Origin of the sequence: Streptomyces sp. NBC_00258 (assembly GCF_036182465.1) — a bacterium.
In the GTDB taxonomy this organism is placed as follows: Bacteria; Actinomycetota; Actinomycetes; order Streptomycetales; family Streptomycetaceae; genus Streptomyces.
In genome coordinates this window covers 195710-210127 of sequence record NZ_CP108081.1, presented here as the reverse complement: position 1 = coordinate 210127, position 14418 = coordinate 195710, and the positions used below count along the sequence as shown (strand labels likewise).

5 protein-coding genes are annotated in these 14418 nt (G+C 70.3%); 1 reads left to right on the top strand and 4 read right to left on the bottom strand.

The window, feature by feature from the left end:
• Positions 1 to 5: 5 nt before the first annotated feature.
• The gene (locus tag OG718_RS00910; protein ID WP_328842776.1) at positions 6 to 3776 is read right to left on the bottom strand and encodes an nSTAND1 domain-containing NTPase; all 3771 of its coding nucleotides are present in this window, start codon (positions 3774 to 3776) and stop codon (positions 6 to 8) included.
• A gap of 273 nt (positions 3777 to 4049) precedes the next feature.
• On the opposite strand from OG718_RS00910, the gene OG718_RS00905 reads away from it, so the two are divergent.
• Positions 4050 to 7496: a S8 family serine peptidase gene (locus OG718_RS00905; protein ID WP_328842775.1), complete on the top strand. Its 3447-nt coding sequence runs from the start codon at positions 4050 to 4052 to the stop codon at positions 7494 to 7496.
• A gap of 616 nt (positions 7497 to 8112) precedes the next feature.
• On the opposite strand, the gene OG718_RS00900 is transcribed toward OG718_RS00905, so the two are convergent.
• The 3 genes from OG718_RS00900 to OG718_RS00890 form a co-directional block, all read right to left on the bottom strand.
• On the bottom strand, positions 8113 to 9042 hold the full coding sequence (locus OG718_RS00900) for a ribosome-inactivating family protein (protein WP_328842774.1): 930 nt from the start codon (positions 9040 to 9042) through the stop codon (positions 8113 to 8115).
• A gap of 160 nt (positions 9043 to 9202) precedes the next feature.
• Positions 9203 to 10444, bottom strand: a complete 1242-nt coding sequence (locus tag OG718_RS00895; protein ID WP_328842773.1) for an MFS transporter — start codon at positions 10442 to 10444, stop codon at positions 9203 to 9205.
• 196 nt (positions 10445 to 10640) lie between these two features.
• Positions 10641 to 13877: a bifunctional cytochrome P450/NADPH--P450 reductase gene (locus OG718_RS00890; RefSeq protein WP_328842772.1), complete on the bottom strand. Its 3237-nt coding sequence runs from the start codon at positions 13875 to 13877 to the stop codon at positions 10641 to 10643.
• Between the last annotated feature and the right edge of the window lie 541 nt (positions 13878 to 14418).

Sequence of the window (14418 nt, the reverse complement as noted above, 5' to 3'; positions counted from 1 at the left end):
GCCCGCTAACCGCAGATCCTGCGGTAGGGAACGTCCGGGATATGCGACTTCCAGTCGGCCCTGGACAGGCCGACGGAGCCGGTGCGGTCACAGATCCCGGTGACGGCCTGTTCCGGGTCGATGGGGTACTTCTGGAGCGGGACGTGCGGGCTGCCCACGTACACCGTGCCGCCGTCCCGGCCGAAGGCGAGGGAGCGGATCTCCTCACCGGGGGTGGCCAGGCCGACGAGGAGCTGCCGGGACGCGACGTCCCAGAGCTGGAGGCTGCCGTTCACGCCGCCCACGGCGAGAGTGCGGCCGTCGGGTGAGAAGGTGAGTGCGGTCACGGCCTCAGGATCTTCTTGGGACATGGTGGTGGAGGAACCGGCCAGAACGCCCGAGCGGTGTTGCACACTGCCGTCCCACAAGGTCACCCGGCCGGAGGAGTCCCCGGTCGCGAGCCGGGTGCTGTCGGGGCTGAACGCCAGTGCGGTCACGTCCCTGCCCTCGCTGAGCGTACGGCCGATGACAGGACCGGACGGCAGCCGGGCGTACTGGTCTCCCGACCCGGCGAGCAGCCGCCCGTCGGGCCGTACGGCGAGGGTTACACCGGAGAAGCCCGGCACCGTGCCTGTCCTGCGCAGGCGGCCGGAGCCGGTGTCCCAGACCTCCACCACGGCGTCTTCCCGCTCGGAGCTGGCGACCAGCAGTGTCCGGCCGCCGGGGCCGAGGGCGACGGCGACCGGCAGGCTGCCCTCCGCCCTTGGCACGTCGGCCCAGGCCCGTACCTTGTTCTCCGCCACGTCCCACACAGTGAGCCGCTGCCGCGCGGAACCGGGTGAGGATATGGTCTCGCTGATCGCGAGTGCCCGGCTGTCCGGACTGAACGCCAGCAGGGGAAAGGGGGAACCGGGCACGGGGCCCTTCCCGGCTGCGGGCCGTGGGGGCTGTTCGGTGAGGACCGTGTCGGTACGGGTGGAGCGCAGGGCCCAGCGGCCACCGACGCCGGAGGCGATCCCGGTCGCGAGGACGGTGCCGTCCGGGCTGAGTACGGCAGAGTCCGGTGGCGAACTCTGCCAGCGGGGCGTGAGGTTGGCACTCAGGTCGTACGAGTGGACGGTGGCCCCGACGAGGAAGCGCAGCACGCGATCCGGCCCGGGATCCCAGGCGAGGCCGTGCACCATTTCGCCGGCCAGCGGACGCCGGAAGGCCCGCACGCCGGGTGACGTCAGGCGCCACACCGCGAGTTCCTGGTCGTCGACCGTCGCCAGGAACGCCCCGTCCGGGGTGAAGTCGACGTCCATGACACCAGTGCCGCCGCGGGTTTCAAGATCGGTGAGGAGACGCTCACGGGGAATGTCCCAGATCTGGATCCCGGTCCTGGACACTACGGCCAGCAGCCTTGCGTCGTGGCTGAACCGGACCTTGCCGGTGCCGATGGCGCAGGCGCCCCGCGACGCGCTGTCCCATGGCCCTCGCAGGCGCTTGCGGCGCGCGGTGTCCCATACCCGGAGCGGGCCGTCGGAGGGGCAGACGGCCACCAGCCGGCCGTCCGCGCCGAGAGCGGCGCCGGACAAGTCCTCCGGCAGGGGCTCCTCGAAGAGGACCTCGTCCTTCCCTAGCCGGCGCAATTGCACGGTGCCCGGCCCCCGCGGCGTACGCGGCGTACCAAGAAGGTAAGTGCGCCCGTCGGCCCCGAAGTCCAGCAGTGCCGCCTTCCGCAGGACACGTGGGTCGGCGGCCCTGCCCGCTGGCAGGTCCCACAACTGGTCACCGTCCTTCCCCGCGAGGTAGAGGATCCTGCCGTCCGGGCTGACATCCGCCACCCCCGCGTCCTCGGGCAGCCGGACCGGGACGGCCGGTCGGTGACCGGTTACGTCCCGCAGGACTGTCCGACGGCCCACGACGCTGAGCAGCATCCGGCCCCGGCCGGTGAGGAACCGCTGTACGTCCTTGCCCTTCTCCGGATCGGTGAAGGTGTCCCGCTCCTGCTGGGCCAGGGCACCGAGCAACGCCGAACGGGTCTCGGTCAGCGGGGCGATCCGCCAGGCGGCGACGCCGAGCAGCATGGCAGTGCGGGGGTCGGAGGACCGCAGGCTGTCGGCGATCGCCGCGACGCTGCGGGCGGCGGCCTTGGCCCGTTCGTTCTCGCTCGCCCGGTTCTCCTGCCAGGCGAGCAGGCCAGCCACGAGGGCGAGTACCAGAAACGCGGAAAGGGCGCCGCTGAGGGTGCGGAACCTCCTGGTGGTACGGGCGGCGGCCGCCCGTTCGGCGTCGCGGGCGGCCAGCGCGGTGGTGAGGAAGGCACCTTCCGAGCGGGTCAGGTCGTCCGCCAGGTCCGCGGCGGGCCGTTCCGGCACGGCGAACAGATCCTCGGCCCGGCTGAGCCGGGCTCCCCGGTACAGGGCGCCAGGGTCGTGGCCCAGTTCCTGCCAGGCGCGGGCGGCCTCGGAGAGCCGGTGCTGCTCGCGCAGCCGCTCACGGTCCTCCTCGACCCAGTCACGCAGCCGGGGCCAGCCGCTGATCAGCGCTTCGTGGGCGAGCTCGACGGTGCCGTCGTTCAGGGTGATCAGGCGGGCGGCGGCGAGGAGTTCGACGACGCCGGTGACATCCCGCCCGTATGCCTGCCCTTGTGGCCCCGGCTCCAGCTCGGCGCGTGCCGCCGGGCGGCGGGTGTCGGCGGTGCCCTGGCCGGGGGCGATCAGGCGCAGCAGGATGCGGCGGGCGATGCGGGCCTGGACCGGGGACAGCTCGGCGTACACCTGTTCAGCCGTGGCGGTGATCGCGCCGTGTACGCCGCCCGCCTCCTCGTACGCGGTCATGGTCAGCGTCCGGCCCCGGCGGTGCCGCCAGGTCTCCAGCAGGGCGTGCGAGAGCATCGGCAGCGCGCCTGTCCGGCCGGTGACCTCGTCGACGATCCTGGCGGTCAGCGCGTGTTCCACGCTCAGGCCTGCGGCGGCCGCCGGTCTGGTGATCACCTCCCGTAGTTCGGCCGGATCCATCGGCCCGACCAGCAGGTTGGCCCGGCTCACGGCGTCCGCCAGTTCGCGGTGGGCGGCGCAGTGTCCGTAGAAGTCCCCGCGGACCGCGACGACCACCCGCAGTCGGCTCTCGGGCCGCCGGGCCGCCAGCAGCAGATCGAGGAAGCCCTCCCGTTGCCCGCTGTCATGGCACAGGGTGAAGAGCTCCTCGAACTGGTCGACGATCACCCATGTGTCCTGCTCGGCGCCGTGGGGAGTGAGCGCCGCCGTGTGGGTGTGCGCGGGGCGCTCACCTGGGGTGAGCACCCGGATCACGGCCGGTCTGTCAGGGGCCGGGGCTTGCTGGAGCCGGGGGATCAGCCCGGCCCGCAGCAGCGAGGACTTCCCGCTCCCCGACGGTCCGAAGACCGCTGCGATCCGGTGCTCCCCCACCAGTTCCAGTAACGCGCCGACCAGGTTGTCCCGGCCGAAGAACAGCTCCCGGTCGTCCGCTTCGTACCGGGTCAGTCCCCGGTACGGCGGTACGGCTTCCGCGTCCTGACCGGACCGCACAACAGCCCGGTGTGCCTCGCGCCAGCGCTCTTCCCATTGCCCGGTGTCCGCCTTCAGGGCCTGCGCGTACGCCAGGACCAGTGCCAGCGACGGTAGTTGCTCACCGGCCGCCGCCTGCGACAGTGCGCTCGTCGAGTACCTCGTCCGCCCCGCCATCTCTCGGTACGTGGGTTTCCCGGCCTGCTCGCGGAGGGCGCGCAGTTCGTGGGCGAGCCGTTGTATTGGACCGGCGTCGGGGTCCACGGGCTTCTCGCGTCGTCCCACAGGGCCGTACCTTTCGCTGATCGTCAGGGAGTCGGCGACCAAACTAGCCGGAACGGTGCCCGCCTCAACTTTCCTGCTGGTCAACGGAATTGTTCAGAGGGCCGGAGGGCTACTGACAAACGCGCCGGTCACCAAGACTTCTTCTCGGCGAGGTGACGCCTGGTCACCCCGTCGCCCAAGCCGCGGCCCCGGACGCCCCCGATCCGGGGCCGCATCCGTCCGCGTGCGCGGCACCGCACATCACCGAAGCGGGGAAGAGGAGAGAGGCATTCCTTGAGCCATCCCTTGAAGCACCGTCTACGCAAGAGACGCCGCCTGCACGGACGCGGCACGGCAGTCGCGTACGGAACGGCCGCGATGCTGGCGATCGGCCTCGCCGGCACCGCCACCGCCCCCCCGTCAACTGCCGCACCGGGCCCGGCGTCCGGACTACCCAGCGGCGTCGCGACGCGGGCCGTCGCACACATCACCCTGATCACCGGCGACACCGTCCTCGTGGGCCGCGACGGCCGGGTCGTCGGTGTGGAGCGGGGCAAGGGCCGCACCGGCATCGGCTACTCGACGCAGTTGGCGGGCGGGCACACCTTCGTCATCCCGGCGGACGCGATCAAGTTGCTGAACAGCGGCAGGCTGGACCGCCGGCTGTTCGACATCACACAGCTCCTCGCCGACGGCTATGACAACGAGCATCGCGAGCGGCTGCCGCTGATCGTCTCCTACAAGGGCGACAAGAACCAACGAGCCGGTGCCGAGCGGGCCTTGAGGGCGGCGGAGGCCGATGTGCGGCGCGAACTGCCCGCCGTGCACGGCCAGTCGCTGACCGCCGTCCGGCAGGACTCGGCGGATGTCTGGCGTGCTCTGACCGGCACCGACACCGACACCGACACCGGGTCCGCGGAAGCGGTGACCACGGCGCCCGGCGTGGACCGTGTCTGGCTCGACGGCAGGGTCAGGGCCGCCCCGCAGGCCGCCGCCGACGCGCCCGGCGAGGACACCGGTACGGTCCAGATAGGGGCGCCCAATGCCTGGAAGGCCGGCTGGGACGGCAAGGGCGTCAAGGTGGCCGTCCTGGACACCGGCATCGACGCCACCCACCCGGATCTGAAGGACAGGGTCGTCGCCGCAAAGGACTTCAGCGGCTCCAGCGACACGGACGACCGCTTCGGACACGGCACTCATGTGGCGTCCACCGTCGTCGGTTCCGGAGCCGCGTCCTCGGGGAAGTACCAGGGCGTCGCGCCTGGCGCACGGCTGCTCAACGGCAAGGTGCTGGATGACTCCGGCTACGGTACATACTCCGGCATCATCGACGGCATGCAGTGGGCGGTCGGCCAGGGTGCCAAGGTCGTCAACATGAGCCTGGGCGGTGCCGACAGCCACGGCACCGACCCGATGGAGGCGGCCGTCAACGAACTGTCGGCGTCCAAGGGCGTGCTGTTCGCCGTCTCGGCGGGCAACTCGGGCCCCTCCGACCAGACCCTCGGCTCACCGGGCAGCGCCGCCGCCGCGCTCACCGTGGCCGCCGTGAACCGGCAAGACGCCCTGGCCCCGTTCTCCAGCCGGGGACCGACGGCCGACGGCGGGCTGAAGCCCGACATCTCCGCGCCCGGCGTGGACACCGTCGCCGCCAAAGCCAAACACGGCAAGATCGGCACGGACGCAGACACCGACGGCTACATCAAGCTGTCCGGCACCTCGATGGCCAGCCCGCACGTCGCCGGGGCCGCGGCCATCCTCGCCCAGCAGCACCCGGACTGGACCGGCGAACGGATCAAGGCCGCGCTGATGGCCTCCGCCAAGGCCGACGCCAAACTGACGGCGTACGAACAGGGCTCCGGCCGGGTCGACCTCACCCACGCCATCACCCAGCGCGTCGTGGCCGGGCCCCCGTCCCTCGACTTCGGCACCCAGTCCTGGCCGCACCACGACGACACTCCGGTCACCAAGACCCTCACCTACCGCAACACCGGCGCCGAAGGCGTCACCCTGAACCTCGCGGCGACCGGCACGGCGGGCATGTTCACCGTCTCCCCGGCCACGCTCACCATCCCGGCGGGCGGCACCGCCACCGCGACCGCCACCGCCGACACCCGCGTGGACGCGAAGGACGGCGTGCACTCCGGCGCGGTGACCGCCACATCCGCCGACGGCGGGATCGTCGTCCGCACCCCCGGACTCGTCGTCCGCGAGGTCGAGTCGTACAACCTCACCGTCCAGAGCATCGGCTTGGACGGCAAGGCCCCGGCCAACGCCATGGTCAACGTCGCCGCAAAGACCTCCGCCAAGATCTGGGCTCCCTACGACAATGACACCGACGGCGACTACCGGGCGACGCTCCGGCTACCCAAGGGCCGCTACCTGGTGGACGACTGGATCTGGGACGGTGGCGAGAAGTACGCGATGCTGGTCGCCCCCCACGTGTCACTCACCAAAGACACCACGCTCGTCTTCGACCAGCGCAAGGCCAAGAAGGTCACGATCAAGGCTCCCGTTCCCGGGGCCGCCGGCCCCTATCCGCTCGTGCGGTACGCCTCCAACGGAAGCGAGAGAGCGTACGACTACTCCCAGGCCGTCGACGCCACCGGCATCACCCTCGCCCAGGTCGGCCCGAACGCCCCGGCGGACAGCTTCATGGCCCAGGTCAGCGGCGTCTGGAGCGCGGCGAGAGCCGGCTCACCGCAGTACCACATCGTGGTCGGCCGGAAGGGGTCCTTCTTCACCGGCCTCACCCGAACGGTCCGCCGGTCCTCGATGGCCAGGGTCGACATGACGATCGGCTCCGCCATCAAGGACGCCGGCGCCGCGCCCACCGGCCAGTGGGAGACTCCCGGCTTCCCGCAGCTGACCGACTCCGACCACGGCACCATCGGTTCGCGGACTCCGCTGCCGGCCACTCGCGCCGTGACCTATGTGTCGGCCGACCAAGGCCTGCGCTGGAATCTCGGCGTGGACCTCTACCGCCCCGACGTGACCTTGCCGTACTCCTCCATCAGGGGGTTGAACGCCAGGGACTACAGGCCCGGCCGTACCTATCACGAGACGTACAACAAGGCCGTCTTCGGCCCGCACATCTCGGGCGGCTCCACCTGGATCGGCGGCTACCGTTCGGGCAACAACTACGCCCTGTGCAACTCACTGCTCTCCGACGGCCACTACGTGGTCGACTACGGCGCCCAGCAGAAGACCGTGCTCACCGGCGGCGGCAAAACCTATCTCAGCACCACCGACGATCCGTGCGGCAATGGAGTGATGCGTGGTCTGCCCAAGGAGCCGACCAGGTTCACGCTGACCGCCGAATCGCAGCGCAGACTGGACATCTACCAGGTCAGCGACCAGGTCTCCGCGACCTGGGCCTTCACCTCGCAGTACGTGGACACGAACGGCCCGGCGCAGCCCCTACCGCTCTCCACCGTCCGCTTCGCACCGAAGCTAAGCCTGACCGCCACCGCCAAGGCCGGGCAGAAGACGGTGGTGCCGGTCACGGTGCACGGACCGGCGGCCGCCAAGGGACACCTCAAGTCCCTTGCCGTGCAGGTCTCCTACGACGCAGGTCGCACCTGGCTCCCCGTCGCTGTCCACACCGATGCGTCCGGCAAGCGGTCGGTCACTCTCGCCCATCCGGAGAGGCCTGGCACCGTGTCCTTCAAGGCCGCCCTGGCCGACACCGAGGGCAACACCTACACCGGGACGATCAGCAACGCTTATCGCACCGTCAGGTGATCAGCGCTCCGCCTGGTATCAAGGGCCGTGCCAACCGGTAGCCGGTTGGACCGTGCAGGCCGTCCTCAGGCACCGGAGGAGTCCACGTGGGATGCAAGTAGGTCGAGTGATCGATGCGCGCAACCGATCTCGCGGGCATCGGTCCCAGTCGTAAAGTCTTCACCCGCCGGGACCCGAAGGCCACTTCCGCCCCTGACCTGGTGCAGGGCGTCTTCACAGCGCCCGGACCGGCTGTGGGCTGCCGACCTCACGGTCTGACGTTCCTGTACCGCGGGGGCGCCCGCGGCAACTGCACAGCCGAAAAGCCCCTATTGGCCGCTGCTATCGGACTGTATTACGCGGCAGTCCGATAGCAGCGAGTGCGACTGCGGTTGGCAGTGCGGCGGGTGGTCTTTGCGGCTTCAAGGCCGCGGTCGTTCCTGTCGTGGGTCATGCATGATCGTGTCTGGACGCCGAAGAGTCACAAGGCGGTACGACAGGGCCCGTGGGTATCGGAGTCCAGGCCGACCTCTGTGCGCTTTCCGTGGCCCGTGTCATCTGCGTACGCGGGCACTGCTGTCGGTGACAGTGCAGGAGGCGCAACGTCCCATGGGTCGGCCGTGTGGGCCTTGCACCTTCAGGACGGGCTCTGCAAGAGAGCGATCGCAAGGATCGCGGCCATCGAGGTGAGGGAGGTCGCGAAGAAGTCGATGCCCGTTGTTTGCGGGTCGTCGATCCGGAAGTCGATGGCCGAACCGGTGTTGAGGCTGTCGACTACCTCTTGCGAGGCCGTGCTCCAGGCGTTCATCAGCGCCGCATCGGCAACGCCGACGGTGGCCTGGCCGCCGTTGGCGTCGAAGGCCCCCCTGAAATTCTGCCGCAGCGGATCGAACCTCGCAGCCTCCGCGATGGTCATGACGAACAACATCAGCGACCGGGCTACCGCGTTCTCGTTGGCGTCGTCTCGCAGGGTCCTGTACGCAGTGCTCATTCCCTCCAGGGTGAGCTTCAGGCCGGCCCGCTCCTGGCGGCCGACCCGTTCCAGGTCCGTGTAGCTGCCCGTGAAATTGAGCGGGTCACCCGTCATCCCGCCGGGAGCGTCGCCTCGCAGAAAGTGGGGGTTTGTCGGGCCTCGTCCGCCCGTGACCTGATAGCCGATGACGAACAGGTCCCGCGCTCGCATGATCAGGCGGACGCTGTTCGCGTCCGAGCTGCCGGGTAGGGCACTGGCCTGCAGGTTGATGGCGAAGACGTTGGCAGGATTGTTGGGGTCCAGGGAGGGATCGGTCTGCAGTATCCCTTCTCGCAGCACCCTTCCGCCGGTCGCCCGCTGGCGTACCGCGTTGATCATGGCGTCGTACGCCTTCTGCCCACCCGATACGTCCCAGGTGATGTCCCGCCCGTCGTCGATGGCGCTGGCCTTCTCCTGGAACTGGGGCGCCACCAGCGCGGTGCCTGCCAGGAGCGTGGCGACGGCGAGGAACAGAACCAGGAACTTTCCGGTGAGCCACCGGGAGCGCCGTTTGTGGCCGGGACTGCCGGCCGGGATCGTCTGTTTTAGGGACATGAGAGTCAGACTCCTTTTCGTAGAGCCCGGACGGGACCCCGAGGTCCCGTCCGGGGTGGCGTACCGACGGTCCGGATCGCCGGTGGTGTGGCGGCTGCCTGAGGCATCCGTGCCCGCGCAGAGACTCCACGGTGTGCTGTCGCACCGCGGAGCGGCTGTTTCATTCCGCTGGTGAGACCGGCTTCTCGGTAGTCGTCCTCGCGATGGGCGTGGCCTGCGGGTGGGGTGCGACACCGGCGTCTGATGCCACGGCGCTGGAAGCGGTCATCCTGAGGAGCGGAAGTGAGGCGAGGAGGGTTCCGACAGCGAGCAGGATGCTCAGGACGTCAACGCCCAAGCTGTCCATGATCGCGCCGACGGACAGGGGGCCGATGCCTTCGCCGAGTGCTCCGGCGCCGCTGAGGGCGGCCACCCACCGGCCGGCGGAGTCGATGACCGAGGCGGCCGCGAGCATCTGCACCAGGACGGCCAGCTGGCATGCCTGCCAGACAACGGCGGTGGCGATGAACAGGGCAGGGCTGTGGGTGACGATGAGGAGCCCCATGCTGAACGCTTCGACGATGACGAACCCGGCCATCGAGCGCAGGCGGCCGAAACGCTTCGCGGCGAGCGGTCCGGCTACGGCTCCGGCCAGTGCGACGACGCTGGAGATAGCCAGGACGGCGGAGAGCGCGGAGGCAGACATACCGGTGTGGTCGCGCCCAAGGACGGAGGCGTAGGACCAGGCGCCCTGCGTGACGGCTGACAGAAGGGCAGCGCCGACCAGCAGTGTGGCGGAGGGATGGGCCGGCCGGGAGGCTGCGTTGGGGGCGGTCGTGGAAGGACCGCTCGCCGGGCCGGGACCGTCGGGGAGGCGGCCCACCAGGAACCAGCCGGGCAGGCAGCACACGGCCAGCAGGAAGAAGCCGGTGCCTCCGCCGGTGGACTCGTTGACGGCCGGGACGGCGAGGAGCAGCAGGGCGCTCGCGCACACCGCGCCGGTGATGGTGATCGAGGAGGTCTTGTCGGCGTCGTCGCCGGCGCCGGCCAGGGCGGCGGTGGAGGCGGCGTAGACGGCTCCGAGTCCGGCGCCGAGTAGCAGGCTGGCCACGATCAGCGTGAGGATGTCGAAGGCGACGGCGGCGCCGATGAATCCTGCGGTGGCCAGGGCCAGCCCGTTGCGGGCCATGCGAACGCGTCCGGGGCGGGCGGCGCGGTTGGCGAGCAGGAGGGTGGCGAGCGCGACCGCCATCAGCTGGCTGGCGGCGACGAGTCCGGCGCTGGTGCTGGACAGGTCGAAGCGGTCGGCGAAGTCGTCGACGAAGACGGGCATCACGTTGGTGCCGCTGCTGCCGAGAGTGACTCCGGCGATCAGGGCTGCGGCGACGGTGAAGGTCAGCGCGGGGCCGCTGTTTGTTTTCACTGGATGCCCCTTGCGCGGAGGGCCGCCTGGCAGGCGGGCACGGCAGCGGGAGGGAGGGGGAGCATCGTCAGTAACCTCAGAACTGGTAGGCGCTCGGGTGCCGTGTCCGGTACTGGAGCGTGCGAAGGGAGCGTCCGGGCCGAGAGGGGAGGCCTGGACCCGGACGCGATTGGGGGTGCAGGTCGGCGGCTGGCGGTCAGCCGGCCCAGACGTCTTCGACGTAGTGGCCGGACTCGGTCAGCGAGGCCAGCCAGGCCCGCGCTTCGTCGTCGTCGGCGCCGGTGTGAGTGCTGTAGATGGTCATGAAAGCCTCCCGTACGGCGGGGGCCATGCGGCGGCCGTCGCCGCAGACGAACACGCGTCCGCCGGCCTTGAGGTGCGTAAAGACCTCGTCGCCCTCCTGGGCGATGCGGTGCTGGACGAAGCGGGCGCCGTCCTTGGGGGTCGCGCTGAAGGTGGGGCGCAGGCTGACGGCTCCGGCCTGTTCGGCGGCTTCGAGTTCCTCGCGGTGGAGGTAGTCGATGTCGGGGTGGTCGCAGCCGAAGTAGCAGAGCAGGGGGCCGGTGGAGCCGGTGTGGTGGCGGTCGAGGACGGCGCCGCGGAAGGGGGCCAGTCCGGTGCCCGCGCTGACCAGGATCACGGGGACGGAGGTGTCCTGGGGCAGTCGGAAGGACTCGTTGCACGGCAGCACCCGGGCTTGGAGGGTTTCGCCGACCGGCACGGTCTGCAGGTAGTTGGATGCGATGCCGTGGAAGGGGCCCTGGCCGCTGCGGTGGGGTGCGAACAGCTGGGAGACCATCAGGTCCACCTCGCCGGGGGCGGCCGCGGCAGATGAGGAGATGGAGTAGTGGCGCGGGCGCAGGACCGGCAGCAGTTCCAGGAACCGTTCGAAGGGCAGCTCGCAGGCCCGGTATTGCTCCAGGAGGGCCAGGACGCTGCGGCCTGTGGCGGTGACCTGTTCGTGGAAGGTGTCCGGGTCGGCTGCGGCGAGGTCCGCCAGGGGGCGCTGCTCGGGCGGGCAGCCGGTGTGCTCGGCCAGCACCGCGACCTGTTCCGGCGTCGCGGGATCCTGCAGCTCCACGAAGTCGCTGAGCAGACGGCGCAGGGTCAGCGGCCGGTCGACGGGCAGGGCGCTGCGGCTGCGGCGGCGTGTCTGCAGCCGCACGGTGCGCTCCAGATCGAGGCCGAACCGCTCTGCGGCCCGCTTCACGAGGTGATCCGGGTTGCGGGGGAGTACGGCGAGGTGGTCGCCGGTGCGGTAGGTGACGCCGTCGGGCAGCCGCAGCCGCAGGAAGCGCTTGGGGCGGCCGACCAGGCGCCCACTGTCGACCGGGTCGTACATGTCGACCAGGTCGTAGGCGTCGAGGATGGTCATGGGCTGGAGGCCGTGCCGGGCGGCGAGGGGACCGGTGACGTGCTCGGAGACGTCCTGCAGCTCGTACAGTCCCTGGTCGGTGCCGGTGTCCTCGGTGACGGCGGCGGCTTCGGCGTCCGAGGGAGCGCCGTAGGCCTCAAGCAGGGTGGCCCACAGGTCGCCGCTGAAGCGGTCGACGGTGCCGGCGAAGTCACCGGCGGCGTCGGCGGCGCCGCGCTCCAGCAGGCGGGTGGCGCCGGCGGCGGCAAGGTGTTCGTCGATGAGGGTGGGGACGCGCTGGTAGGTGGCGGCCCAGTTGCGGTCGCCGACGCCCAGCACGGCGTAGGAGACTCCCTCCAGCGTGCCCGGGGCCAGCTCCTCCAGCCAGGCCACGAACTGTGCGGCATCGTCGGTGGGCCGGCCGTTGTAGGAGGCGGCCACGATCACCAGAGGGCCCTGATCGGGGCCGAGTTGACCGACGGCGTCGTTGAGGGCGGCAACCGAGGAAGTGAAACCGTGCTCGTCGCCGTCCGCGGCCAGGTCACGGGCGATGCCGGCGCACGTGCCCAGGTTGGAGCCGTGCAGCACGCGCAGCGCGGTGCCGTTCACGCGCACCGCGGCGGGCCGCTCTTGGGCCACGGGCACGGCAACGGCGGCCGCGGCGGGCAGGCGGCGGTCACCGCTGGTGCGGGGGGCAAGCCGCAGGGTGAACCCGTCCGGCTTGATGGTCAGCGACTGCTTCATCTGCAGCTGGTAGTTCGCGTGGTCGATCAGCCGGTAGCGGTGGATGAGCATGCCGAGCACCAGCGTCGCCTCGTGCAGAGCGAACTGGCGGCCGATGCAGGCGCGTTCACCGTTGCCGAACGGCTTGAACAGATGGACGGGACGGACTTCCTCCTGCTCGGGCGTGAACCGCTCGGGGTCGAACAGCTCGACGTTGTCGCCCCACGCAGGATCCCGGTGCAGGGCAGGGGTCAGCACGAACAGGGACTCGCCCTTGCGCACCCGGTACCGGCCGCCGATGACGGTGTCCTCCAGCGGCTCGACCGCGTACCCGGGGGCCGTCGGCCACAGCCGCAGGCCCTCGTTGAGGACCTGGCGGATGTAGGCCAGCTTGCCGATGTCCGCGTAGCTCGGGTCCGGGTCGTCGGTGTCGCCCCACAACGCGTCGACCTCGGCCTGGGCGCGGGCCAGCACCTCGGGGTGCTTGGTCAGGTAGTACAGGGCGAAGGACAGGGCGCCGCTGGTGGTTTCATGACCGGCGATCAGGAACGTGATCACCTGGTGGCGGATGTTGACATCGTCCAGCGGCTCGCCCGTCACCGGGTCGGAGGTGTGCAGCATCCGCCCCAGCAGGTCGTCGGTGCTGCGGTCCCCCGATGCCTTGCGTTGCCGGATCACGTCGTCGACCAATTCCTGCATCAGGGCGACGTCCTTGCGGAACTGTTCGGCCTTCTTCCACCTGAACAGCGCCGTGCCGGGAATCGACTCACCCTGGACCTGAGCGAAGTCCAGGGCCCTGGCCAGGGCCGGGATGAAGGAGTGCGGCTCATCCCGCCGGAAAGACTCGAAGTCATAGCCGAACCCGCACAGGCCGATCGTGTCGAGGGTCAGGCGGGTCATGTCGGCGGCCACATCCACCGGGCGCTGCTCCACGTCCCAGTCCCAGGTGGCAATCAACTCGCGGGCTACCCTGAGCATCGACGCGTGGTAGCCGCGCATCGCGCCCAGGGAGAACGCCGGCATCAGGATGTCATGGGCCTTGCGCCAGTTCGGCTCGTCGTTGAACGCGGTGAACAGCCCGTCTCCGCCTAGTTCCCGCAAGGTGACCAGGTCGGAGTGCACGTTCTTGCGGAACCGGGACTCGTCCGACAGCTCTGCGACGAGGTCCAGGCTGGAGACCAGGAGGATCTCCTCGCCGAAGATACGGAGCTTGAACACCGGGCCGAGTTCCTTGGCCTCCTGCATCAGATAGGTCAGGCCTTCGGCTCCCTCCGGGATGTCGAGGGCGTGGCCGATCAGTGGCCAGGCCGACCGCTCGGGAATCGGCTCGGTCTTGTGCACCGGTGAGGAGGTCATGCGTGTGCCTTTCTCTGCGAAAACGTGGCGAGAGCCGATGCCTTGGCCGCATCGGGCCCCCGGCCAGCGGCCGCCTCGGCGGTGAAGAGGCGCCTCCCGGGCTGGCAGGCCAGGGGCTGGTTCAGGGTGCTCTGGCGGGCGCTGCGGCAGGTGATGGAGTCACCAGCCGGGCCCGGTGCGAGCAGGTGCTAGGTGGCGCCGGGTGTGCGGTACGCGCCGAAAACGTGAGCCGGCCCGGCGGTCATCCGGGTGACGGCGGCTCGGCACCGGCGCGTCAGCGCCCCCCGGCTCAGGCGGTCAGGTATGGCATATCGGTCCTCGTAATGCGGGCGATCGGCCCGTTTCCCCCTGGTCGTCAGGGACGCTAGCCCTCTGGGGCGAGGACACCGAGGGAAAAAATCCCGACCGCTGCCCACCCGCACGGGACAGAATTGGTCGAAGACCTCGTCCGCCGCAGGTCAGCGGCGGACACAAGAACGCTCCAGAAAAGGCACGCAACACGAGCCCGAAACGCTGAGTGAGCCTGGGATGCACGGTGCAC